Raw genomic sequence first — 24977 nt, 5'->3', positions numbered from 1 at the left:
AGTGGTCAATACGTTCAAATGCGGCTCTGGCGCTGTGCGCTCCAGATTTCGGCGGCGTACAGCTCTTCGTCGCGCTCGAGAATGCCGCTGCGGTCGCCCCAGCGCGTTTGCTGCTGGTGGGCGCGGTGCATGCGGGTGCGCATGAAGCGCGCACGCCGGAAATCGGCGGCGCCGATGTCGGCATAACAAAAATCGGCGTAGGTCAGGTCGCTGTCGCTGAAATCACAGCGCGCCGCGCGGCTGTGCTGGAACACGCCCTGATACAGACGCGCCTGGTTGAAGTTGGCGGCGTCCAGCGTCGCTTCGCTGAAAATCGCCTGATCGAACTGCCCGCTGCGGCACTGCGCCTGAGTCAGGTTGGCCTCCAGCCACAGCGACTGCTGCGCCTGCACGCCCGTCAGGTTGGCGCGCCGCAGCGAAGCGCCCTTGAAGTTGCTTTGGCGCAGCGTCGCCTGGCTGAAGTCGACGTCGTCCAATTGGTTATCGGTAAACTGGCAGGCGATCAGGCGCTGCCCGGCGTAACTTTTGCCGCGATGGTCGCATTCGAAAAACGTGACGCGGTCGAAATCTGCCCCTGCAAATTCTGTGTTACAGAGGGTTAAGCGAAAAAACGTGACAAGCGAAAGTCGGGCATGCTCCAACGTGGCGCCGTCGAGCGGGCTTTCGTAAAACGTGGTGCGATCGTGCTGAGTGGCGGAAAAGTTCGCGCCGGCCAATTGGCATGACATCCAGTGGCTTTGGGTGAGCGGCAGACGGCTGAAATCACCCTGTTCAAGCCGGCATTCGTTGAACATCGTCAGCTCGATATGACTCTCACTGAAGCGGCTGGCGGACATGGCGCACTGATTGAAGGCCGTTTGCTTGAGGTTCGCCCGAGTAAACAGAGCGTGCTCGAGCCGGCAATCGCTGAATACGCTGTCGCGCAGATCGCAATCGGAGAAGTCCACGCCGTTCAGGTTCAGGGCGTTGAACATTGCGCCGGCCAAATCCATACCCGCGAATGACAGGCCGTGCAAATCCTCACCGGAAATCGGTTCGCCGCGTTTCACACGCTGGCGTATCTGCTCTGGCGTTGAGGTCATACTTCTTTCCCGTTGTGGCGAGGCAATGTTTTCACTCTGGCGGTATAGGCATCGTCGAGCCGGGTCGCCTTGTCCACTTTCGACTGCGACAAATCGGCCCGGAACAGATTGGCGCCCTGCAGGTCGGCGCCTGACAGCACGCACTTTTGCAGGATCGCCGCAATAAAGTTGGCGTCGCGCAGGTTGGCGCGCGTCAGATCGCTGCGAATGAACAGGCTGCCGCTGCCGTTGGCCTGATTGAAGTCGGCCTCGTTCAGCCGCGTTTCCGACAGATCGCAATTGTTGAGGCGCGCGCGGCTGAAACTTGCCCGCTGCAACGGCATCTGACGCAAGTTGCACTGGTTCAGCGTCGCGTCGCTGAAATCCGCCTGGGGCAACAGCGTCTTTGCCGCAAAGGCGCAGGCCGTCAGGCGCGCGGCGCGGAAGCTGAGGTTTTGCGTTTCGGTATCAACCCAGGCGCAGCTTTCCAGCCGTGCCTGCTCGAATTTCACCGCCAGCAGCCGGCATTTGATGAAGCTGACTTTGTCGAGCCGGGCGTGACTGAATGTCAGTTGCTCCAGCTGCAGCTCCATCAGCGTAATGTTGGCCAACGTGGCGCGGCTAAAATCACACTGTCCGAGCAAGGTTTCGTACCCCAGCAAATCGCGTAAGGACGCCATCGTGAAGTCGCAGCGTTGAAACAACGTTTGTTGAATGTTGGTTTCATGCAGCTGCGCGCCGCCGAAATCCGTCGCTTCGCATTTCGCCAGGGCCAAAGAGGCGTGGCTCAGATCCGCCTGCTGCAAGACGGCACCGCAGAGATCGGCGCGCGCCAGCATTGCCTCGCGAAGGTCACAGCCCACCAACCGGGCTTGGCGCAGATTGGCGTTTTCCAGCAACGTGCCGCGCAAGGTGGCATGGCTGAGGTCCATGCCGGACAGATCGGCGCCGGTGAGGTCCAGGCCGCTGAGATCTTTATCGCGCTGCATGGCCGCGGTGACGCGTTGGCGAATGATCTGTGCCAGATCGCCGCTTAAACGCAGCGCCGGGCTTTGCGCCTGTGCCGACATTAAATACATTTGGTGCAGCGCGCGCTCGCTTTCCCCCAACTGCTTGTCGCTAAACGCGTCGGGGCGTTGACGCGCCTGTTGAAACAGCTGGTCGCGCTGCTGTTGGTAGCTTTCCGCGCCGGAAAGGTCGGCGGGGCCAGGGCCGTCAATATCAATGCCGTTTGCCTGCGCGTTATCGCGGATTTCACGGTAATGCGCTTCAGCGCGCTGTTCCATGCCCTCGACAAACTCGGCCAGCTGATCCAAAGCGGGCATCGGTTCAGCTGGCGGCGCGGCAAACATGTCGTCGATGTCTCGGCCTTCGCGCTGCAGACGTTGGCGGTGTTGTTCGCGTTGGTGATGCTCGTAGGCGGCGATGTTTTCCACCATCGGGCTTTGCTGCGTCGGCGTTTCCGTATCGAGCCAGGGGCCAATACAGCACTCCGGCAGCAAATCTTTTTCACGAAAAGCGTGCAGAGCGCCATGCTCTTTATCAAGCCGCCGATCGAGCACCTGCCGATAATGCGCGACGGTGCGGCTTTTACCCTCAATTTCCAGCGCCGGCATGAGCTGCATGACGTCTGCGGCATCGTCTTCATTGATGTGAAGGCTGCCCTGGTAGATCAACAGCATTTGTTCGCGATGGGGAAAGAACCACACGGTGGTGTGGCGCATCGCGACTTCCCCGAAATGCGCTTCGCCGCCGCGCAGCCGGTTAATGAAGCAGCGTGCGCGCCACGGCGGCAAACGGCCTTGCTGAACCGGCTCTGAAGGGTGCATGTTCCATATCCGGTAGGCAGCCTGAAGCGGCAAGCTGTCGCGTTGGGGAAACTGCTGATCGCTTTCCGCCATGTTGAACAGGCGCCAGTCGATATCGTTGGCGAAGCCGGGAAAACCGTGTTTCAACCAGTCGGCGTCGTAGTTTTTACCGATGCGTGAGAAGCGGCGCGGCCAGGTGATCTCCAACGCGTCAAAGCTTGCCGGCTGCGCGCTTTGCCGAGGAGACGCGAGGCGCTCCTGCAGCGGTTCAACATTGGGTAGGCGATGAATGCGGCCCTGCGGAAATGTTTCTGGAGTGGCGCCGATGCCGTGCGGATTATCGGCGAACTGAGCCCCGCCGTAAGCCCGGCGCCAGTCCAGACGCATTTCTGCAAAAGGGAGAGGAGAGGAGGGGCGATCGTTGATCCAATGACGATCGCCGAAAACCACCAGCGTTTTCTCCAGCGAATCAAGCTGGATCTTCACGGCGCAGGCGGTTTTGTCTTGTTGATGGTGGGTGTAAGCGTTGCCGGTGGCGAGAAACTCCGCACAGGCTTTCGGAATAGCCAAATCGAGCACGCCGCCGCTCAGCGTAAGTTCGTCGGCGGCCAACTGCCACAGCTCCGGTTCGGGGCGCAGGCGCGGGGAAGCCCCCATGTCGGCCAAGGCCAAAATGGAAACGCCCAGATGATTTTGCCCTTGCCAAGAGAAGGGGCGATGAAGCGCGCTGAGGCGCAGAGGTTTTACGACTTTCATTGTGTGTGTAAAGCTTCCTGTGGATATCAGCCGGCAGCCAGGCTGCTTGCTCAAAAACAATCCGTTTTTCGGTTTAATAGATATCAGGCTATGTCACAACAGATGAAGAAAACGATGCGGCGTCCAGAGCCGATCGCGAATGCGGGGAGCATTTCCTCGCGTCAAAGGGATTATCAAGAGGACAGTGCGTTGTCCTTCCCGCTTATTTTACGAGCCAGCAGTACGACGGCGACGGACAATGCCGCGGCGATCGCCTTGGCGGTAAATTGGCCTGTGCTCTCCAGATGATAGGGGGCAAAAAAGCCGACGCCGGCGGTGCCCAGAATCAGCAGCGCGGCGAGCGGGGCAAAACAGCACAGTTCTATCGCCAGCGCCAGTCTGCCGGGGGCCGCCGCACCCAGGTAACCCATCAAAAAACCGGGCAAAATCAGGAACCCGATCAGCTCCGCGGGCGCGTTCACCGCAGACATCACCTGCTGGTTGTACTTCAGGATCGCCAGCATCAGTGCGACAAAGATCAGCAACCGGACGGACAATGCCGCCGTTCTGCCCGCGGGTAAGACGGTCTTGCAAATGGCGGCGATCAATACGCCGCCAACCAGGATGCCTAAGAAGGTAAACAGGATTTGTCCCCAGAGGCTGTCCTGAGTCGAAAAGGCAATAAACGCGCCCATCGTGACACTTCCTTATGCAAGGTAATTTAGCGAGCTGATGGACGACAAGTCGTTTTCACAACGTTGAAATCGGATCGCGTTGATTGAAAAGGTTCTTTTCGCTCAAAGTCGGGATAACTCTTCGATCACCGCTTTTTTGGGGTTCTTGGGATCGTACTTTATCGCGGTGAAATGACCCGGCTGATAACGCGGCAGATCAACGACGCTGATCGGGCCTTTCGCGACGGCCGTATGGTTTTTTCCGTCTTGGGCGATGTATTTGACTTCCACTTCGCAGACCGGCCGATTCCCGTCCCACAGGTTGGTCTGGCGGATGCTGACGATTTGCCCGGAGGCGGAAACTCCGTTCTCCATCACGCTGAGAGAAGAACCGATGTGTTTGAAATAGCCCCAGATATCGACCGTGATGAATTTGAAAAAACCCACCAGGCTGAGAATAGGGGCCAATAAAATCAAACCGATTACGGTGAAGATATTTTTGGCTTTGGACATGGGCATCCCTACTTATAAAAAGATCGCCAGCGCCTTGCTGCTCAATCGCAACGAACCGTTGGTGATTAAGGCCCCAAGCTGCGTGAACGTCATGGGATCGTTGCTTAGCTTGAAATTGGTTTTGCTGATCGAAAGCGGGTTATGGGAAACATCGAACATCGTGTGCTTGACGCTCAGCCCCGTTAAGGCAAGGTTGGCGCCTATCGCGGTCCACTTATAGCCGTGGCAGTTATCTTTCCAGGTGGGCGCCGAAATAGACACGCCGTCCTCGCTGGTAATGCTGATGGTTTTTGCCGTGATGGTCAGCGAACCGCTAATGGTCGTTTGCTGATCGTTTTTGTAGGTTTCTTTGACATTCCCCGTGATGTCGGTGGTCTGGCCGCCGGCCTCCACCGTCAGCGTCTGACCGCCTGCGGTGACGGTAGTGGTTTGCCCGCCGGCGGTGATGGTGGTGTGCTGCCCGCCGGAGGTGATGTTGACCGTCTGCCCCTTGTTGATGGTGTTGGTCTGTTGCCCCTCGGTAATGTCGAGGGTCTGGTCGCCCTTCACCGTGACATGCTGGGTTTGCGTAATGTTTTGCGTCTGCGCGCCGTCAAGCTTGAAGGACTGATTACCGGTGATGTCAATCTTATCGCCGCCGTCGATAATCGTCAGGGCGCGGCCGCCTTTGATGTTCACCGTCTGGTGAGCGTTCAGGTTGGCGGTTTCCAGCCCATCGACGGTGGTGGTGCGTTTCGCTTTGTACAGGAACGTGGCGTCGCCGGTGACGGTATCGTTCTGCTGGCGACCGATGGTGGTGGTGCGACTGCCGTCAATATTGACGTTCTTGTCGTTTTCCACCGTCATGTTCATGTTGCGTTCGGCGTGCATGTCGAAAGATTCGTTGCCGGGCGAGTCTTCCAGGAACAGGAAGCTGGCATTGTCGACGCCGCCGCCTTTGCTGCGGCTCATAAAGCCCATTTTGGTGGCGTCGCCGGGCAGATCCCAAGGCGGCATGCTGTCTTCGTTGTAAACGCGGCCGGTGATGATGGGGCGATCCGGATCGCCGTTGATAAAGTCGACCACCACTTCCTCACCCACGCGCGGGATTTGGATCCCGCCGTATTTCCAGCCGGCCCAGGCGCTGGAGACGCGCACCCAGCAGGAGCTGGTTTCATTGCCGCTGCCGTGGCGATCCCAACGGAACTTGAGTTTCACCCGGCCATATTTATCGGTCCAGATGCTTTCGCCTTCCGGGCCAACCACTTCGGCGGTCTGCGGGCCATGGGTTTTCGGCCAGGGTGTGGTGCGCGCCGGGCGCCAGTTGATGTCCGCCGGCACCACCTGAAATTCGGTATGTTGTTCGCCAACGTCGTTATCGTTGCTGGCGTAGCTGTTTTCCTGCATGAAGTAACGCGCGCTGACCACCAGATAGGCGCGGTTGTCTTCCATGCGCGGCGCCTGGATCAGCTGAAAACGGTAGCCGGGCGCAATGCCCTGCGAACTGCCTTCGCCGCTCATCTGCTCATGCTGCGCTTCGAACTCCTGTTGGCGCACCTTGACGTAAAACTGGCCGTGGGCGTGATCGGTATAACGCCCGGGCCAGTCGAACACCTCGGCTTTGTCCTGTGCGAACGAGGCGGGATTCTGCCGGGCCTCCAGCAACCGTGCGCGCGGTTTGCGAAAATCGTAGTCATCCAGGCTATACAGGCTGGGCGTGATGGCGTCCGAGACGCTCCAGCTGTTGATGCTGTCCTTGTTTTCCACCAGACCGCCTTCCGCGAGCTGATAGGGGATGCTGGCATAGCCGGCGAGTTCCTGATGCGCCGCCGGCGCGTCGGCCAGCACCAGCGTATGGCCGTCCTGCTGGTGCGTGAAATAGTAATAGATGCCTTCATGTTCCATCAGACGACTGATGAAATCGAAATCGCTCTCCTGGTACTGCACGCAGTACCCCCAGATGCGGTAGTCGTAACTCAGACGGTTATCGATCTTCACCTGATACTGCCCCAGCACCTGGGTCAGGATGTCGGGAACGGTCTTTTCCTGATAGATGCGAAAATCGCGGTTTTGCGTCAGGTACCACAGCGTGGGGCGCAGCACGGCGCGGTAGATATAGTAGCGGTTGCCGCCGGCTTCTCGTCCGGAGAGGGTCATACGCGTGATATTGCCGTTGAGATAACGCGGGGCCATCGGGTTGCCCCGCAGCTCCAGCGTGATTTTTTGTCCCAGCAGCGATTTCAGATCGAGGCGATTGTCAGGGCTGAGCAGCTCGACGTCGAACTCGAACAGCCCGGCCAGTCTTTCCTCACCGGAAAGGCTTCTGAACAACAGCTGATGGGCGGGCAAAGGCGTGTGCGCAATGATAAGGCGATCCATACTATATCCCCGGTTTAGGCATAGCTACCGCACGAGATTTGACGCGCGATCCCGATGGCGTATCTGTCACGAATTGAGACAGGGGCTGACGAAAGATTTAACAAAGTTTACACAAAGGCACGATTTGTGCAGTCTACAATAGAGCTCTGCATTTGCAAAATAGCCTTGTGGATCAATGCTCAATTCGTTAACTCGCTCACGATCTGGTTTTTTATTATCTAAAACATATGGATACGAGAAGATCTTTTTTTATCCAAAATTATTGGGAAAATGGTAATACCAAATAATAAATCTGTAACACTTAAGTCAACGTGTTTATAAAACAACTCTTTTTTTCCGTGAAAAAAGTCACTGAGTATTTTTTATCCTTACCATTCGTTAGTTAAAGATGATCAAATATATAAATTTACCGAATGTTAATTCGGATGATTCCTATTTGGCCTGCGTGAAAAGCCCGCGGTGCGGGCCTCCGATGGTGAGTCTGAATGGTTGATAAAGCAGCAATTGATGCGGTTAGCGCGGAAGGGGATCGAGGGAAAGTCGGCTTATCAGGTCACAGAGCCAGATTAAGGCCGGGTCGCGTTGCGCCTGTCGGCCGGCGATCAGCTCAATGGGGAAAGGCGCGATGGCCAACTCCTCAGGCAGCGGGAGAATGCGTACGCGTTGCGGATCGGAAAAACGCCGGGCCACGCTGGCGGCCAGGGTGGCGATCAGATCGCTGTCGGCGACCACCGCCGGCAGGGCGACAATGTGTGAAAAGGTCACGGCGACGCGCCGCTGGCCGCCGATTTCCGCCAGGCGGCGGTCGACCAAGCCTCTGGCAGAGCCGTCGTCAGCCGGCGCGTACAGCCCGTGCGGCAGGCTGAGGTAGCGGGCCAGATCCCAGCGGCCATCTGCCAATTGCGGGTGTGAACGGCTGGCGATACAGACCAGATGCTCTTCAAACAACGTGCGCACATAGTGACTTTCTGCCCCGGAAAGATGCCCTCCCAGCGCGACATCCACCTCCCCGCTATCCAACTGACGGTAAATATTGCGGCGATCCAGACGCGAAACGCGAATATCGATGCCGGGTGCCGCCTGGCGCAAACGGCTGATGATGGCGGGCAGCAGCAAGATATCCGCATAGTCGCCGGCGGCCAGCGTAAAACGCCGCTGCCCGGCGGTGGCCGGATCGAAACGGGCAGGGGGCGCCAACGCCAGATGGATTTGCTCAAGCACCCGCTGTATCTGCGGCATAAGCTGGTGGGCGCGCGGCGTGGGCGCCATGCCGCCGCCGCCGCGGACAAACAGCGGATCGTTGAGCAGAATGCGCAGTCGCGCCAATGCATTGCTGACGGAAGGTTGCGCGCGGTTAAGACGCCGGCCTGCGGCGGTGACGTTACGAGTCTGATACAGCGCTTCAAACACCACCAGTAAATTGAGATCGACGTTGGCTAAATTCATTTTATGAATACTCTATATACAGATAATCCATTTCCAGAATCTTACAGCGTTCTCTAGGCTGGTAGCACACGTATTTAGCCTTCAATCAGGGGAAATGATGAACAAAGTGTTAATCACCGGCATTGAGCCGTTCGACGGTGACGCGGTGAACCCTTCCTGGCAGGTCGCGCAGGCATTGGCCGGAGAGCGTATCGCCGGCGCGGAGATCGCGGTGCTCGAGTTGCCGTGCGTATTGGGCGTGGCCAACCAGCAGTTGATCGCGGCGATTGAGGCATTGCAGCCGCTGGCGGTGATTTGTCTGGGGCTGGCCGGCGGTCGGGCCGAAATATCCCTGGAACGGGTAGCCATCAATTTGATCGATGCCCGCATTCCCGACAATGCCGGTAAACAGCCGATTGACGTGCCGGTGGTTGCCGGCGGGCCGGTGGGCTATTTCAGTACGCTGCCCGTCAAGGCCGCGGTGCAGCAACTGCGCCGACAGGGGATCCCGGCGGGCGTTTCTTACACGGCAGGCACCTATAACTGCAACCATATTTTTTATGGTCTGCGTCACTATCTGGAGACGCAGCATTCGCGGGCCAGGGGCGGATTCGTGCACATTCCGTACAGCCATGAACTGGCGGCGGTGCATCCGGGCAAGCCGAGTATGGCGCTGGCGACGATGGTGGAAGCGGTGCGCACTCTCGTGCAGGTGACGCTCACGGTAGAGGAAGATGTGCAATTCGGCGACGGTGCCGTGCATTGACAAGCAGGGCGTGGCGCGCCACGCCCTGATGCGCGTTATTCGTCAGCGACGCGGATCACCAGTTTGCCGAAGTTTTTGCCCTGCAGCAGGCCGATAAAGGCCTGCGGCGCCTGCTCCAGCCCATCGACGATGTCCTCGCGGAACTTGATCTTTCCTTGCTCGACCCAGCTGCTCATCTGTTGCAGGAATTCATCAAAGCGTGAACCGTAATCGTCGAAGATGATAAAGCCCTGCATACGGATACGTTTACGCAAGATCAGCCCTTCCAGCAGCGGTAAGCGGTCCGGCCCGGCGGGTAACCCGGTGGCATTGTAATGGGCGATGATGCCGCAGACCGGAATGCGCGCTTTGGCGTTCAACAGCGGCAACACGGCGTCGAATACGGCGCCGCCGACGTTCTCATAATAGATGTCGATGCCCTGCGGACAGGCGGCGGCCAGCTGTTCGGCAAAGTCGGGGGCGCGGTGATCGATACAGGCGTCGAAACCCAACTCTTCCACCACATAGCGGCATTTGTCCGCACCGCCGGCAACGCCGACGACGCGGCAGCCTTTCAGTTTGCCGATTTGGCCGACCACTGAACCGACCGCGCCGCTGGCGGCGGCGACCACCAGCGTTTCACCCGCCTGCGGTTGGCCGATATCGAGCAACCCCATGTAAGCGGTAAAACCGGGCATGCCCAGCACGCCGAGCAGGCGGGAAGGGTGCGGCAAGTGTGGGCCGAGATTGCGCAGGCCGCTGCCGTCGGACAGCGCGTAATCCTGCCAACCGTCATAGCCCAATACCCAATCGCCGACGTTGAAATCGGGATGCTGTGAGGCCGCCACGCGAGAGACCGTTCCGCCCACCATGACCTGACCGATCTCCACCGGTGGCGCGTAGGAGGGGGCATCGCTCATGCGTCCGCGCATATAAGGATCCAACGACAGATATACGGTACGCAGCAGCAGCTGGCCGGCCTCGGGTTGTGGCACGGCGACCGTGTCGAGGCGGAAATTCGCCGCCGTCGGTTCGCCGTGCGGACGCGAGGCCAGCAGAAAGCGGCGGTTCTGTTGAGAAGGGGGCATCGAAAGCTCCTTTGTGTTGCGACAAACAAGGTTCGTTAAGCCTAGTCCAGGGGCGCCAAGGCAACGTTACCGAATGTGCTTAGCCTCAGAGCGGAACGATCAGCACGTCGATATGGCTGATGTTGATGAAGCGGGCGGCGGAACAGGAGACTTTGTTCATCATACTGTCGCGGTGATTGCCGCAGAGCAGCAGGTCGAACGGCTGACGGCGGCTGGCGAATTCCAGGCTGTCGCCAAGCTCGCCATGCACGATAAGGGTATCGGCGATCGGGTAGCCGGCGCGTTGGCGCAGTTCCTCCATAAACAGCCGGGTTTCCTCTTCCATCAGCGTGCGCAAATCGGCCAGCATCGGCCCGGCGAAATTATTGTACATTTCCGGATTGGCGAGGGTGCTTAACAGGGTGATGTTGCCGCCGTAGGGGCGGACGATAGAGACGGCCTTTTCCACCAGACGATGGCTGTCAGGCGCGACGGCGACGGTAACCAGAACGTTTTGATACCCCATATTCCACTCCTTGTTGCATCCGTCGTGTTTCAGGCTGCCGCGTCGGGGCCTTGGATGAAATGCTGCGCTCGGATAAAGGGTAGAACCTGGCGGGGGGAATAAATGTGTTTCGCATCACGCGCGGCAATAAAAGCTGAGTTTGCTCCGGTTATATAGCAATAAAAGATAAAACCGTTGCCGCACGTAATTTCACTGAATTAAAGCACCTGCGCCCACAGCGTTTTCGGCACCTTGCCCAGATCGAACAATTTACCGGCAACCAGCTCGGCGCGACGGTGGTCGGCAGCGCGGTACATATTGCTCATTTCTGTATCGTTTTCAATGGAATAGTTCAGTTTGTCGTACACCTTCTCCAGGCTGTCCAAAGAGGAGCATTTACGGAATGTCAGCAGATATTCGAGCGTATCGGTCATGATTAAAATATAGCCTGTTAATAGTTAAAGCCGGGTGAATAACACATAGCGGCTCACGGCGACGCCGTCGAGGCAGCGATGTACGACCTGACAAAAATCATTTCAAGTGAATAAATTGCACTGGGTAATAATGTGACGCCGCCCGTGGCGGCGCTGGGATAAATCATAATATGCAAGTGCGGCATCAGCAATCTCATCCTGCTGATAAATGAAGAAATAGGGAAAGTCTCAGGGCGATGCGTCACGAACGAGGAGCTTAAGCGTTGACGTTTCCGCTGCGTGCAAGCGCGCGAAGCCGTGCTCGCTCTCCTTTGGCGGCGTTTTTTTCACCTGTCCGGAGGGCTGTCGCAGCACGAGGCGATGTATGTTGCCGCTGTCGGCATTGAAACTACGCCTGTTTGGCCTGCGCGATTATGGCAAGTAAAACAAAACTGCGTTTTATTTTATTGCAATGAAACGATGGGGCGCGGGAATTTTAATAACGTCTGGAACGGCGTGGTAATTAATGCGCCGGCAAAAAAGAAATAAAAAAACGCTAAAGCTTTAGGATGTGCTGCCGATATGTCGTTTTGGGGCAATTTAACGTTAAAAAACCATTCTTGCGCCGCGCTAATACGGAAACATATCGTTACGTCTATTGGCTTGTTCACTACGCCAGCGAATCATTGATAAGCCATAATCACCTGATGTTGAAAATTAGAACAACCCTCTGCGGAGGGTTTAAGTCAAATCCGATAGCTAATAACCTTATAGTTTACATTGGTTATTTTTCACCTCGGATATTTTTTAGCGGCTCAAATGGTTATTTATACTAAGATTGTTGCCTATATGCAGATTTTTGTTCTGTTATTTTGGTTTGGTGATGGTTTTGTTCGAATTGATCTAAAAAAGATAATTTTTTGGCTGATAAACATTGTTTTTAAGACGTTTTTTTACCTAAGGCGATTTTGTGAGCAAAATGCGGGTCATAAAATGTGCGAATTTAGGGGTATTTGGATTAATTATTTTTTATTTTTGTGATCTATGTCACATTGTATTTAAAATTGCCTCTCACTTACATTGTGTGTGCTAATGGTTCGGGGGTAGAGTTGCGCTGCTTTAGGAATAATCTTATTAAATTTGTAAAAATAGTTTCATGGTGACTAAACACTATCGAAGCAGAATGCTGTACATCCATACACGTTGGTTTACGCTCGTAGCAAATACTGAACAGTGGTCGAATTTAGCGATTGGCGAAAATTATAGCAGTCGTTTTTGAGAGATTAATTTGCCAACTTTGGGAAACAACCCAGGTCACGGGCGATAAAATTTATCACCCAGCGTATGTTTTTAAACATAGTCTGTCGGGATGGGGAATATGGGTACGTCTGAATTACTTAAGCATATTTATGACATCAATTTGTCATATTTACTTTTAGCACAGCGTTTGATCAACGATGAAAAAGCGTCCGCGATGTTCCGCCTTGGTATTGATGAGACCATGGCCGATGCGTTGGCGCAGCTGACTTTGCCGCAAATGGTCAAACTGGCCGAGACCAACCAGCTGGTTTGCCACTTCCGCTTTAACGATCACCAGACCATCGAACGCCTGACTAAAGAGTCGCGCGTCGACGATCTGCAACAAATCCATACCGGCATTTTGCTATCAAGCCATTTACTGCAAGAGCTATCGAGTAAAGACGCTAGCCCGACGAAGAAAAGAGCCTGATGATGGTTGAGAAAAGCATTGTTCAAGAAGCCAAGGACATTCAGCTCGCCATGGAGCTGATTTCGCTGGGGGCCCGTTTGCAGATGCTGGAGAGTGAAACCCAGCTCAGCCGCGGGCGCTTGATTAAACTTTACAAGGAGTTGCGCGGCAGCCCGCCGCCAAAAGGAATGTTGCCGTTCTCAACCGACTGGTTTATGACCTGGGAACAGAATATTCATTCCTCGATGTTTTATAACGCCTACCTGTTTCTGATGAAAAGCGGACAGTGCAGCGGGGTGGAAGCGGTGATCAAAGCCTATCGCCTCTACCTGGAGCAGTGCCCACAGCAGGCCGGTGAGGCGCCGTTGCTGGCGTTGACCCGCGCCTGGACGCTGGTGCGCTTTGTCGACAGCGGCATGTTGCAGCTCTCCGCCTGCAGCTGCTGCGGCGGCGCATTTATCACCCACGCGCACCAGCCGCTGAACGGTTTCATCTGCAGTTTATGCCAACCCCCATCCCGCGCTGTAAAAAGACGTAAACTTTCGCCGCAACTGGCCGATATTATTCCTCAACTGCTGGACGAGCAGGTCAAACGCGCCATTTGAGCCGCCACGTTGCCGGCTCTCGGCAATGAATACCGACGTGTGATACGCAGGGGCGGCATGCCGCCCCCAGACATGCAGCCTGGTCTGTCGCGCCAGGGCGCGTTTGCCCCACCTTCCATCCACATTGTTAATTTAAGGAATGCGTGTGCTAGTTATTTTGGGTTATCTCGTGGTATTGGGTGCGGTGTTTGGCGGCTACCTGATCGTGGGCGGTCATCTCGGTGCGCTCTATCAGCCGGCGGAGTTTCTGATTATCGGCGGGGCGGGGGTCGGCGCTTTCATCGTCGGCAACAACGGCAAGGCGATCAAAGCGACGCTGCGCGCCCTGCCGCGCCTGATGCGCCGTTCCAAATACAACAAAGATCTGTATATGGATCTGATGGCGTTGCTGTTCCGTCTGCTGGCCAAATCGCGTCAGCAGGGCATGCTGTCGCTCGAGTTCGATATCGATAATCCGCAAGAAAGTGAAATTTTCTCTAATTATCCGCGCATCCTTGCCGATAACACCCTGGTGGAGTTCATTACCGACTATTTACGGCTGATGGTGAGCGGCAATATGAATGCGTTCGAGATCGAAGCGCTGATGGACGAAGAGATCGAAACCTACGAGCAGGAAAGCGAAGTGCCCGCCGGCAGTCTGGCGATGGTGGGCGACTCCTTGCCGGCGTTCGGCATCGTCGCGGCGGTGATGGGGGTGGTGCACGCCCTGGCTTCGGCTGACCGTCCGGCCGCTGAACTGGGCGCGCTGATCGCTAACGCCATGGTCGGTACTTTCCTCGGCATTTTGTTGGCCTACGGGTTCATCTCGCCGCTGGCGACGTTGCTGCGTCAGAAGAGCGCCGAAAACGTCAAGATGATGCAGTGCATCAAAGTCACGCTGTTGTCGAGCCTGAACGGTTACGCGCCGCAGATCGCGGTCGAGTTCGGCCGTAAAACGCTGTATACCACCGAACGTCCTTCTTTCGTTGAGCTGGAAGAACACGTGCGCCGCGTGAAAGCGCCGGCGCAGCAGGCGACGGAAGAAGAAGAAGCATGAAACAGAATCATCCGGTCGTTTTGGTCAGAAAGCGCAAGTCGCATCATGCCGCCCATCACGGCGGCTCCTGGAAGATCGCTTATGCCGACTTTATGACGGCGATGATGGCGTTCTTCCTGGTGATGTGGCTGCTGGCGATCGCCAGCCCGCAGGAGCTGACGCAAATCGCCGAATACTTTCGCACGCCGCTCAAGGTTGCCCTGACCAGCGGCGACAAGAGCAGTTCCGAAAGCAGCCCCATTCCTGGCGGCGGCGACGATCCAACGCAACAGCATGGCCTGGTGAAAAAACAGGTCGATTCGCCGGACTCGCGCGCCGAAGAGCTGCGCCTGAACAAGCTGCGCGAAAAGCTGGATGAGTTGATTGAGTCCGATCCGCGCCTGAAGGCGCTGCGTCCACATCTGTTGATCAACATGATGGACGAAGGGCTGCGCATCCAGATTATCGATAGCCAGAACCGGCCGATGTTCAAAACCGGCAGCGCGCAGGTCGAGAGCTACATGCGCGATATTCTGCGCGCGATAGCGCCGATCCTTAACGACTTGCCGAACAAAATCAGCCTGTCCGGCCACACCGATGACATCCCTTACGCCACCGGCGAACGCGGCTACAGCAACTGGGAACTGTCGGCCGATCGCGCCAACGCGTCGCGACGCGAGCTGATCGCCGGCGGCCTGGCGGAAGGCAAAGTGCTGCGGGTGGTAGGCATGGCGGCCACCATGAGCCTGAAACAGCATGGCGCCGATGATGCGATTAACCGCCGCATCACCGTACTGGTGTTGAACAAGCAAACGCAAGAGGGCATCGAGCACGAAAATGCCGAAAGCAACGCGCTGGATATTGCCCAGCCGGACAGCCTGAAGCAGCTGGCGCCGTCGGCGACCGCGCCGGCCAGCCAAACGCCGGAATCTTCGACGACAGCCCCGGAACCCGCGGCACCAACGCCGAGCGCTCCACCGCAGGCGTCCCCGGCGATAGCCCCGGCCGACCAGGCGCCGGAACCACCGGCGGCCGCACCCGCACCGACTAACCGCGACTCACAGCCAGAGGTGACCCCGTGAGCATGGACATTAGCGATTTTTATCAGACCTTCTTTGATGAGGCGGACGAGTTGCTGGCCGACATGGAGCAACACCTGCTGGAGCTGGATCCGCTGGCCCCCGATATCGAGCCGTTGAACGCCATCTTCCGCGCGGCGCATTCGATCAAGGGCGGCGCGGCGACCTTTGGTTTTTCGGTGCTGCAGGAAACCACCCATCTGCTGGAGAACCTGCTGGACGGTGCAAGACGCCAGGAAATGAGCCTGAGCACCGAGATTATCAACCTGTTTCTGGAAACCAAAGACATTATGCAGGAGCAACTGGACGCCTATAAAACCTCGCAACAGCCTGACGCTGAAAGCTTTGAATACATTTGCCAGGCGCTGCGTCAGCTGGCGTTGGAAGCGCAACAGCAGCAGGAGGCGCCTGCGGCTCAACCCGCCGTTCAGCAGCCGGTCGCTCAGCCATCGGCCGCGCCGGCGGCGATCGAAGGCGGCATGCGCATCAGCCTGAACGGGCTGAAAGCCAGTGAAATCCCCTTGATGTTGGAAGAGCTGGGCAACCTCGGCGAAGTTAAAGACCCGCATCAGACGGAACACAGCCTCGACGTGACGTTGCTCACCTCCGCCAGCGAAGACGACATCAGCGCCGTGCTGTGCTTCGTGCTGGAACCGGAACAAATCAGCTTCTCGACGCCGACGCAAAGCGCGCCGGCCGTCGCGGAGGCGAACTTGCCGGAGACGGTCGCTGCGCCGGAACCGGCGCCAGCGCCGATCGCCAGCGCTGCGCCGCCTGCCGCCAAACCGGCGGCCGCAGCGGCGGAAGCGCCGAAAGCGCGCGCCAAGGCGAGCGAATCCACCAGCATTCGCGTAGCGGTGGAAAAGGTGGATCAGCTGATCAACCTGGTGGGCGAGCTGGTGATCACCCAGTCGATGCTGGCGCAACGTTCCGGCACGCTGGATCCGGTGAACCACGGCGATCTGCTGAACAGCATGAGCCAGCTGGAGCGTAACGCACGCGATCTCCAGGAGTCGGTGATGTCGATCCGCATGATGCCGATGGAATACGTCTTCAGCCGCTACCCGCGTCTGGTGCGCGATCTGGCCGGCAAGCTGAACAAACAGGTGGAGCTGACGCTGCAGGGCAGCTCGACCGAACTGGACAAGAGCCTGATCGAACGGATTATCGACCCGTTGACGCACCTGGTGCGCAACAGCCTCGATCACGGTATCGAAGAGCCGGCCACCCGCATCGCCGCCGGTAAATCGGCGGTGGGCAATCTGGTGCTGTCGGCCGAACACCAGGGTGGCAACATCTGTATTGAGGTCATCGACGACGGCGCCGGTCTGAACCGCGAAAAAATTCTCGCCAAGGCCGCTTCGCAAGGGCTGGCGGTGAGCGACAGCATGAGCGACGAAGAGGTCGGCATGCTGATCTTCGCGCCGGGCTTCTCCACCGCCGAGCAGGTGACCGACGTTTCCGGCCGCGGCGTCGGCATGGACGTGGTGAAAAGAAATATTCAGGAGATGGGCGGCCACGTCGAGATCCGTTCGCAGGCCGGTAAAGGCACCACCATCCGCATTCTGCTGCCGTTGACGCTGGCGATCCTCGACGGCATGTCGGTCAAAGTGAACGACGAAGTCTTTATTCTGCCGCTGAACGCGGTGATGGAATCGCTGCAGCCGCAGGCGGAAGACTTGCACCCGCTGGCCGGCGGCGAGCGCGTGCTGCAGGTGCGCGGCGAATACCTGCCGCTGGTGGAACTGTATCGGGTATTCGAAGTGGAAGGCGCCAAAACCGACGCCACCCAGGGCATTGTGGTGATCCTGCAAAGCGCCGGCCGCCGCTATGCGTTGCTGGTGGATCAGCTGATTGGCCAGCATCAGGTGGTGGTGAAGAATCTGGAAAGCAACTACCGCAAAGTGCCGGGCATTTCCGCCGCGACCATTTTGGGCGACGGCAGCGTGGCCTTGATCGTCGATGTCTCGGCGTTGCAAACCTTGAACCGTGAAAAGCGTCTGACGGACGCCGCCGCATAATAATGAGTTTATTGATTTAAAAGGTGAATGATATGGCAGGATTGGCAGCCGTCAGCAAATTGGCTGGCGAAACGGTAGGGCAAGAGTTTCTGATTTTTACCCTGGGCAACGAGGAGTACGGCATCGACATCCTCAAGGTGCAGGAAATTCGCGGCTACGATCAGGTGACCCGCATCGCCAACACCCCGGCGTTCATCAAGGGCGTCACCAACCTGCGCGGCGTGATTGTTCCCATCATCGATCTGCGGGTGAAATTCTCCCAGCAGAGCGTTTCCTACGATGAGAACACCGTGGTGATCGTGTTGAACTTTGGCCAGCGCGTGGTGGGCATCGTGGTTGACGGCGTCTCCGACGTGCTGTCATTGACCGCCGAGCAGATCCGTCCGGCGCCGGAGTTCGCGGTGACCCTGGCGACCGAATACCTCACTGGCCTCGGTTCGCTGGGCGAGCGCATGTTGATCCTGGTGGATATCGAAAAGCTGCTGAGCAGCGAAGAGATGTCGCTGGTCGACAGCGTGGCGAAAAGCGTCTGATCCAAGACTCAAGGGGGCAGGGCGCTGCCCCCTTCAACCTTCACGTTCCCTGACCTGTCGCGATGCCGCCCGCCGCGCCCGGAACCCCTACTAAAAATAGTTACTTTCCCGCATAAAGTTTTGCCGCGCTGCGCCGATAACTCTCACATTCAACGTCATCAGAGCCTGTCTGCGCGGGCTTCAACAAGGGAAATCATGTTAAATCGTATGAAGGTGGTCACCAGCCTGTTGCTGGTGTTGGTGCTGTTTGGCGCCTTGCAGTTGATTTCGGGCGGACTCTTTTTCTCCTCGCTGAAAAGCGATAAGGAAAACTTTACCGTCCTGCAAACTATTCGTCAGCAGCAGCTGCAGCTGAGCGAAAGCCGCGTTGACCTGCTGCAGGCGCGCAACTCCCTGAACCGTGCCGGTATTCGCTACATGATGGATACCAACAAGATCGGCAGCGGCGCCACCATTGATGAACTGCTGGCCAAGGCGAAGGAAGAGCTGGGCGAAGCGGAAAGACACTATGCCGCGTACGAGAAAATCCCTCAGGACCCGCGTCAGGATCCTCAGGCGGCGGAACGCCTCAAGCATCAGTACGATGTGCTGTACGGCGCGCTCTCCGAGCTGATCCAACTGCTGGGCGAAGGCAAAATCAACGCGTTCTTCGATCAACCTACGCAGAGTTACCAGGACAACTTTGAGCAGAGCTACAACGTTTACCTGGAGCAAAACGGCAAGCTGTACCAAATCGCGGTCGACGGCAGCAACAGCTCATACAACTCGGCCATCTGGACGCTGATCGTGATCCTGGTGGTGGTGCTGGCGGTGATCGTACTGGTCTGGACTGGTATCCATCACATCCTGGTACGCCCGCTGAACCGCATGATCGAGCACATCAAACAGATCGCCGCCGGCGACCTGACTCAGCAGATCGTCGTCAACAGCCGCAACGAAATGGGCGTGCTGGCGGCCAGCCTGAAACACATGCAAGGCGAACTGATTGAAACCGTCAGCGGCGTGCGCCAGGGCGCAGACGCCATCTACAGCGGCGCGTCCGAAATCGCCGCGGGCAACAACGATCTCTCTTCCCGCACCGAGCAGCAGGCCGCGTCGCTGGAAGAGACCGCCGCCAGCATGGAACAGCTGACCGCGACGGTGAAACAGAACGCCGAAAACGCGCGTCAGGCTTCGCAACTGGCGCTGAGCGCCTCTGAAACCGCGCAGAAAGGCGGCAAGGTCGTGGCTAACGTGGTGCAGACCATGCATGACATCGCCGGCAGCTCGCAGAAGATCGCCGATATCACCGGCGTGATCGACGGCATTGCCTTCCAGACTAACATCCTGGCGCTGAACGCCGCGGTGGAAGCGGCGCGCGCCGGCGAGCAGGGCCGTGGCTTCGCGGTGGTGGCCGGTGAAGTGCGTAACCTGGCGCAGCGCAGCGCACAGGCGGCGAAAGAGATCAAAGGCCTGATCGAAGATTCGGTCAGCCGCGTCGATATGGGTTCCGTGCTGGTCGAGAGCGCCGGGGAAACCATGGGCGACATCGTCAACGCCGTCACCCGCGTGACCGACATCATGGGCGAAATCGCCTCGGCGTCGGATGAGCAGAGCCGCGGCATCGATCAGGTTGGCCAGGCGGTGGCGGAAATGGACCGCGTCACCCAGCAGAACGCCTCGTTGGTGGAAGAATCCGCCTCGGCGGCGGCGGCGCTGGAAGAACAGGCCAGCATGCTGACCCAGTCGGTAGCGGTATTCCGTCTGAGGCAGGAAGGCCAGGAAGAATTTAAAGCGCCTGTCACCAGCAAGGCGACGGTAACACCGGTAATCAATCATAAGAAAATGAACGCCAGCGATCTGCAGGATAACTGGGAAACGTTCTGACCGGTATCGGGCCTCTCTCGCAGAGGCCCTTTTCCCTACGTAGGCCGGTCGCCGGCCGGCTGCAAGGAGGTTCAAGTGTTTAACCGAATCCGTATCTCTACCAGCTTATTCCTGTTGTTGATGACCTTCTGCATTCTGCAGTTGGCCAGCAGCGGCCTGTCGTATTCCGCGTTTCGCTCCGATAACCACAACCTCGACATCATCACCCTCGGCAGCCAGCAGCGCGATTCGCTCAGCCTGAGCTGGGTGTCGCTGTTGCAGGCGCGCAATACGCTGAACCGCGCCGGCACCCGCGCGGCGCTGAAACTGCCGCAGGAGCAGGTGAACGAGCTGATGAGCAACGCCCGCAGTTCGCTGCAGAAGGCCGATCTCTATTTCAATCAGTTTATGGCGGTTGAACGCAGCAGTGAACAGCAGAACCAGCAGACGGCCACCACCAAGGCCAGCTACGAGCGGCTGCGCGGCGCGCTGCGCGAGCTGATCGGTTTCCTGGAAAAGGGCGAGCTGCAGGCGTTTATGGATCAGCCGACGCAGAAAACCCAGGACCTGTTCGAGGCCGACTTCGTGCAGTACCTGCAGTTGGTGAACGGTGACATCAGCGAGGCCAGAGACGCTAATCAGTTCTCCTTCACGCTGGCGGGCCTGATGCTGGCGGGGGCGGTATTGATGCTGATCGTGGTGACCGGCAGCGCCATGTGGTGGTTGCGCACCATGCTGATACAGCCGCTGAACCAAATCCGCAGCCACTTTGAACGCATCGCCGCCGGCGATCTGGCGACGCCGATTCAGGTGTATGGCCGTAATGAAATCAGCATGCTGTTCGCCAGCCTGCAACGCACGCAGCAGTCGCTGATCGGCACCGTCGGCGCGGTGCGCGACGGGGCGGAGTCGATTCTGATCGGCCTGCAGGAGATCGCCGAAGGCAACAACGATCTCTCTTCCCGCACCGAGCAGCAGGCCGCGTCGCTGGAAGAAACCGCCGCCAGCATGGAACAGCTGACCGCGACGGTGAAACAGAACGCCGACAATGCGCGGCAGGCGTCTCAGCTGGCGCGCGACGCTTCGGCCACTGCGGCTAAGGGCGGCGAACTGGCCGGTGACGTGGTCACCACCATGCACGATATTGCCAACAGTTCGCAGAAAATCGGCGCCATCACCAGCGTGATCGACGGCATCGCCTTCCAGACCAACATTCTGGCGCTCAATGCGGCGGTGGAAGCGGCGCGCGCCGGCGAACAGGGGCGGGGTTTCGCGGTGGTCGCCGGTGAAGTGCGCAACCTGGCGAGCCGCAGCGCGCAGGCGGCGAAAGAGATCAAGGTGCTGATCGACGAATCGGTCAGCCGCGTCAAACACGGCTCGGTGCTGGTGGAAAACTCCGGCGCCACCATGCAGGACATTGTGCGTTCGGTAACTCGCGTGACCGACATCATGGGCGAGATCGCGTCGGCTTCGGATGAACAAAGCCGCGGCATCGAACAGGTGACGCAGGCGGTGACCCAGATGGACCAGGTTACCCAGCAGAACGCTGCGCTGGTGGAAGAGTCCGCTTCTGCCGCCACCGCGCTGGAAGAGCAGGCCATTACCCTGGCCGACGCGGTCGCGGTATTCCGTCTGGCGGACGATAACGTCGTCGCGCCAGGTAACAGTAACAACGCAGTTTCACCCGTGGTAAAGGAAGCCCAAGATTGTTAAACCGCATAAACAGCACGTTTTTCTCCGGTGAGGCGGCATGAAACAGGCACCGTCAACTTCTAACCGGGATACTGCGTCGATGTTGACGCAAATGGTGCAGCGCCTGCCGCTGTCGGACGTGCATTTTCGCCGTATCAGCCAGTTGATTTATCAACGCGCCGGCATCGTGCTGGCGGAGCATAAGCGCGAGATGGTTTACAACCGCCTGGTGCGCCGGTTGCGGCTGCTGGGATTGCACGATTTCGGCGACTATCTGGCGCTGCTGGAAAGCGATCCGAACAGCGCGGAGTGGCAGGCGTTCATCAACGCATTGACCACCAACCTGACGGCATTTTTCCGCGAGGCGCATCACTTCCCGATCCTGGCGGAGCATGCGCGCTCGCGGCCGAACGGCTACAGCGTCTGGAGCACTGCGGCCTCGACCGGCGAAGAGCCGTATTCGATCGCCATCACGCTGAGCGATGCCCTGGGGCAGCGGGCCGGCAGTTGCCAGGTCTGGGCCAGCGACATCGACACGCAGGTGTTGGAAAAAGCGGAAGCGGGCGTTTACCGCCAGGAAGATCTGCGCACCCTGACGCCGACCCAAATGCAGCGCTATTTTCTGCGCGGCACCGGGCCGCATCAGGGACTGGTGCGCGTGCGGCCGGAACTGGCGGCGCGGGTGAACTTCCAGCCGTTGAACCTGCTGGCGCCGGAATGGGCGCTGCCGGGGCAATTTGACGCCATTTTTTGCCGCAACGTCATGATCTATTTCGATAAGGCGACGCAGGAGCGCATCCTGCGCCGCTTCGTTCCCTTGCTTAAGCCGGGGGGGCTGATGTTCGCCGGCCACTCCGAGAACTTCAGCCAGATCAGCCGGGATTTCTACTTGCGTGGGCAGACCGTGTATGGGCTGACCAAGGAGAGGTAATGAGTAAAATCAGAGTGTTATGCGTAGACGATTCGGCACTGATGCGTCAGCTGATGACGGAAATCGTGAACGGCCACCCCGACATGGAAATGGTGGCGACCGCGCCGGATCCGCTGGTGGCGCGCGATCTGATCAAAAAATTTAATCCTCAGGTGCTGACGCTGGACGTCGAGATGCCACGCATGGACGGGCTGGATTTCCTCGAGAAGCTGATGCGCCTGCGGCCGATGCCGGTAGTGATGGTTTCTTCGCTGACCGGTAAAGGCTCGGAGATCACGCTGCGAGCGCTGGAGCTGGGCGCGGTGGATTTCGTCACCAAACCGCAGCTCGGCATTCGCGAGGGCATGTTGGCCTACAGCGAACTGATCGCCGAGAAGATCCGCACCGCCGCCAGAGCGCGCCTGCCGCAGCGATCCAGCAGCCCGGCGCCGGCGATCCTCAGCCATGCGCCGCTGCTGAGCAGTGAAAAACTGATCGCCATCGGTGCTTCCACCGGCGGCACCGAAGCGATCCGCCAGGTGCTACAGCCGCTGCCGGCCACCAGTCCGGCGCTGCTGATCACCCAGCACATGCCGCCGGGGTTCACCCGTTCGTTCGCCGAACGGCTGAACAAGCTGTGCCAGATCACGGTGAAAGAAGCGGAGGACGGCGAGCGCGTACTGCCGGGCCATGCTTACATCGCCCCGGGGGATCGCCACCTGGAGCTGGCGCGCAGCGGCGCCAACTATCAGGTGAAGCTGCATGACGGCCCGGCGGTCAACCGCCATCGTCCGTCGGTCGACGTGCTGTTCCGCTCGGTAGCGCAATATGCCGGCCGCAATGCGGTGGGGGTGATCCTCACCGGCATGGGGAACGACGGGGCGGCGGGGATGCTGGAGATGCACCGCGCCGGGGCCTATACCCTGGCGCAGAACGAGGCGAGCTGTGTGGTGTTCGGCATGCCACGCGAGGCGATCGCCGGCGGCGGCGTCAGCGAAGTGGTCGAGTTGGACAGGATGAGCCAGCGCATGCTGGCGCAGATTTCCGGCGGCCAGGCATTGCGCATTTGATTTCAGTCCGCAGGGTTTGCCCGGCGGCGATATGACCTACGGTCGCCGCGCGGCGGCCTGCGGTTTTGCATCATTAAACGGTTAACTATTTCAGGAGTAACAATGGCAGACAAGAACCTCAGATTTCTGGTTGTGGACGACTTCTCCACCATGCGCCGCATCGTCAGAAATTTGCTGAAAGAGCTGGGCTTCAACAACGTCGAAGAAGCTGAAGATGGCGCAGATGCGCTGAACAAGCTGCGCGCCGGCGGTTTCGACTTCGTGGTGTCCGACTGGAACATGCCGAACATGGACGGGCTCGAACTGTTGCAGACCATCCGCGCCGATAGCGCGCTGGCCGCGATGCCGGTGCTGATGGTGACGGCGGAAGCCAAGAAAGAAAATATCATCGCGGCGGCGCAGGCCGGCGCCAGCGGTTATGTAGTGAAACCTTTTACGGCGGCGACGCTGGAAGAAAAGCTCAACAAGATTTTTGAAAAATTGGGCATGTAAGGAGAGGGCGATGAGAGACATTCCAATGCCTGCCAGCGATGCAGCGACCGCGGGAGAGATCATCTCCCGCATCGGCCAACTGACCCGAATGCTGCGCGACAGCATGCGCGAACTGGGGCTCGATCAGGCGATTGCCCAGGCGGCAGAGGCGATCCCGGATGCGCGCGACCGTCTTGACTATGTCGTAACCATGACGGCGCAGGCGGCGGAACGGGCGTTGAACTGCGTGGAGGCGGCGCAACCGCGCCAGGCGGAGCTGGAGTCCGGCGCCAACGCGTTGAAAGGGCGCTGGGACGAGTGGTTCGCCAATCCCATCGAACTGGACGACGCGCGTTCTCTGGTCAACGACACGCGTCAGTATCTGGATCAGGTGCCGGGCCATACGGCCTTCACCAACGCTCAGCTGCTGGAAATCATGATGGCGCAGGACTTCCAGGATCTGACCGGTCAGGTGATCAAGCGCATGATGGACGTGGTGCAGGAGATCGAAAAGCAGCTGCTGATGGTGCTGATGGAAAACATGCCGGAGCAGCCGGTGAAGGAAAAACGGCCGAACGACAGCCTGCTGAACGGCCCGCAGCTCGACCAGAACGGCGTCGGCGTGATCGCCAACCAGGCGCAGGTCGACGATCTGCTCGACAGCCTCGGTTTCTGAGGCCTTTCGGGGCGCGCGACGGCGCGCCCCGACAACAAGCCACGCAGT

23 protein-coding genes are annotated in these 24977 nt (G+C 58.5%); 14 read left to right on the top strand and 9 right to left on the bottom strand.

Going from position 1 to position 24977, the window contains the following annotated elements; genetic code table 11:
- Window positions 1-14: 14 nt before the first annotated feature.
- From EDY99_RS11930 to EDY99_RS11905, 6 genes are all read right to left on the bottom strand, one after another.
- On the bottom strand, window positions 15-1082 hold the full coding sequence (locus EDY99_RS11930) for a pentapeptide repeat-containing protein (RefSeq protein WP_033643547.1): 1068 nt from the start codon (window positions 1080-1082) through the stop codon (window positions 15-17).
- Window positions 1079-3625, bottom strand: coding sequence for a DUF2169 domain-containing protein (locus tag EDY99_RS11925; protein WP_116286290.1), 2547 nt, complete (start codon window positions 3623-3625; stop codon window positions 1079-1081). Before EDY99_RS11925 ends, EDY99_RS11930 begins: the two co-directional genes overlap by 4 nt.
- Window positions 3626-3798: 173 nt before the next feature.
- Entirely contained in the window at window positions 3799-4299 is a 501-nt protein-coding gene (locus EDY99_RS11920; RefSeq protein WP_060660577.1) for a hypothetical protein, read from the bottom strand.
- A 102-nt stretch (window positions 4300-4401) separates the two neighbouring features.
- Entirely contained in the window at window positions 4402-4791 is a 390-nt protein-coding gene (locus EDY99_RS11915) for a DUF3592 domain-containing protein (RefSeq protein WP_033643543.1), read from the bottom strand.
- A 12-nt stretch (window positions 4792-4803) separates the two neighbouring features.
- Entirely contained in the window at window positions 4804-7149 is a 2346-nt protein-coding gene (locus EDY99_RS11910) for a type VI secretion system Vgr family protein (RefSeq protein WP_046687340.1), read from the bottom strand.
- Between the two features lie 513 nt (window positions 7150-7662).
- The gene (locus EDY99_RS11905; protein ID WP_123061777.1) at window positions 7663-8595 is read right to left on the bottom strand and encodes a LysR family transcriptional regulator; all 933 of its coding nucleotides are present in this window, start codon (window positions 8593-8595) and stop codon (window positions 7663-7665) included.
- 97 nt (window positions 8596-8692) lie between these two features.
- On the opposite strand from EDY99_RS11905, the gene pcp reads away from it, so the two are divergent.
- Entirely contained in the window at window positions 8693-9340 is a 648-nt protein-coding gene (pcp, locus tag EDY99_RS11900) for a pyroglutamyl-peptidase I (RefSeq protein ID WP_069100035.1), read from the top strand.
- Between the two features lie 35 nt (window positions 9341-9375).
- On the opposite strand, the gene EDY99_RS11895 is transcribed toward pcp, so the two are convergent.
- The 3 genes from EDY99_RS11895 to ydgT all read right to left on the bottom strand — a co-directional run bounded on the left by EDY99_RS11895 (window position 9376) and on the right by ydgT (window position 11325).
- Window positions 9376-10407: an NADP-dependent oxidoreductase gene (locus tag EDY99_RS11895; RefSeq protein ID WP_123061776.1), complete on the bottom strand. Its 1032-nt coding sequence runs from the start codon at window positions 10405-10407 to the stop codon at window positions 9376-9378.
- 85 nt (window positions 10408-10492) lie between these two features.
- The gene (gene uspC / locus EDY99_RS11890) at window positions 10493-10912 is read right to left on the bottom strand and encodes a universal stress protein UspC (RefSeq protein ID WP_033650858.1); all 420 of its coding nucleotides are present in this window, start codon (window positions 10910-10912) and stop codon (window positions 10493-10495) included.
- Between the two features lie 197 nt (window positions 10913-11109).
- Complete coding sequence (gene ydgT / locus EDY99_RS11885; protein ID WP_004934895.1) at window positions 11110-11325, bottom strand: transcription modulator YdgT; 216 nt, start codon at window positions 11323-11325, stop codon at window positions 11110-11112.
- Window positions 11326-11604: 279 nt separating this feature from the next.
- On the opposite strand from ydgT, the gene EDY99_RS24610 reads away from it, so the two are divergent.
- The 13 genes from EDY99_RS24610 to cheZ all read left to right on the top strand — a co-directional run bounded on the left by EDY99_RS24610 (window position 11605) and on the right by cheZ (window position 24929).
- Window positions 11605-11853, top strand: coding sequence for a hypothetical protein (locus tag EDY99_RS24610; RefSeq protein WP_164489277.1), 249 nt, complete (start codon window positions 11605-11607; stop codon window positions 11851-11853).
- 829 nt (window positions 11854-12682) lie between these two features.
- A complete protein-coding gene (flhD, locus tag EDY99_RS11875) occupies window positions 12683-13033 on the top strand; it encodes a flagellar transcriptional regulator FlhD (RefSeq protein WP_033643537.1) in 351 nt (116 codons plus the stop codon).
- Complete coding sequence (gene flhC / locus EDY99_RS11870) at window positions 13033-13617, top strand: flagellar transcriptional regulator FlhC (RefSeq protein WP_016927281.1); 585 nt, start codon at window positions 13033-13035, stop codon at window positions 13615-13617. Before flhD ends, flhC begins: the two co-directional genes overlap by 1 nt.
- 145 nt (window positions 13618-13762) lie before the next feature.
- A complete protein-coding gene (motA, locus tag EDY99_RS11865) occupies window positions 13763-14653 on the top strand; it encodes a flagellar motor stator protein MotA (protein ID WP_015378266.1) in 891 nt (296 codons plus the stop codon).
- Entirely contained in the window at window positions 14650-15714 is a 1065-nt protein-coding gene (gene motB, locus EDY99_RS11860) for a flagellar motor protein MotB (RefSeq protein WP_033650859.1), read from the top strand. Before motA ends, motB begins: the two co-directional genes overlap by 4 nt.
- The gene (gene cheA / locus EDY99_RS11855) at window positions 15711-17732 is read left to right on the top strand and encodes a chemotaxis protein CheA (protein WP_046896583.1); all 2022 of its coding nucleotides are present in this window, start codon (window positions 15711-15713) and stop codon (window positions 17730-17732) included. The genes motB and cheA overlap by 4 nt, the downstream gene beginning before the upstream one ends.
- Window positions 17733-17764: 32 nt before the next feature.
- The gene (gene cheW, locus EDY99_RS11850; protein WP_025303271.1) at window positions 17765-18265 is read left to right on the top strand and encodes a chemotaxis protein CheW; all 501 of its coding nucleotides are present in this window, start codon (window positions 17765-17767) and stop codon (window positions 18263-18265) included.
- A 195-nt stretch (window positions 18266-18460) separates the two neighbouring features.
- Complete coding sequence (gene tsr / locus EDY99_RS11845; protein WP_033643534.1) at window positions 18461-20131, top strand: methyl-accepting chemotaxis protein; 1671 nt, start codon at window positions 18461-18463, stop codon at window positions 20129-20131.
- Window positions 20132-20206: 75 nt separating this feature from the next.
- Window positions 20207-21823 (top strand): methyl-accepting chemotaxis protein, encoded by a 1617-nt coding sequence (locus EDY99_RS11840; protein ID WP_033650861.1) that lies wholly within the window; start codon window positions 20207-20209, stop codon window positions 21821-21823.
- Window positions 21824-21860: 37 nt separating this feature from the next.
- The gene (gene cheR / locus EDY99_RS11835) at window positions 21861-22733 is read left to right on the top strand and encodes a protein-glutamate O-methyltransferase CheR (protein WP_025159837.1); all 873 of its coding nucleotides are present in this window, start codon (window positions 21861-21863) and stop codon (window positions 22731-22733) included.
- Window positions 22733-23782 (top strand): chemotaxis response regulator protein-glutamate methylesterase, encoded by a 1050-nt coding sequence (locus EDY99_RS11830; RefSeq protein WP_033643532.1) that lies wholly within the window; start codon window positions 22733-22735, stop codon window positions 23780-23782. Before cheR ends, EDY99_RS11830 begins: the two co-directional genes overlap by 1 nt.
- Window positions 23783-23884: 102 nt before the next feature.
- Window positions 23885-24274 (top strand): chemotaxis response regulator CheY, encoded by a 390-nt coding sequence (cheY, locus tag EDY99_RS11825; protein WP_004934862.1) that lies wholly within the window; start codon window positions 23885-23887, stop codon window positions 24272-24274.
- 10 nt (window positions 24275-24284) lie between these two features.
- Window positions 24285-24929 (top strand): protein phosphatase CheZ, encoded by a 645-nt coding sequence (gene cheZ / locus EDY99_RS11820; protein WP_004934858.1) that lies wholly within the window; start codon window positions 24285-24287, stop codon window positions 24927-24929.
- The last annotated feature ends 48 nt before the right edge of the window (window positions 24930-24977 follow it).

It is taken from the genome of Serratia sp. LS-1, assembly GCF_003719595.1.
Taxonomy (GTDB): domain Bacteria; phylum Pseudomonadota; class Gammaproteobacteria; order Enterobacterales; family Enterobacteriaceae; genus Serratia; species Serratia ureilytica.
This window is presented reverse-complemented; position numbering and strand designations above follow the sequence as displayed.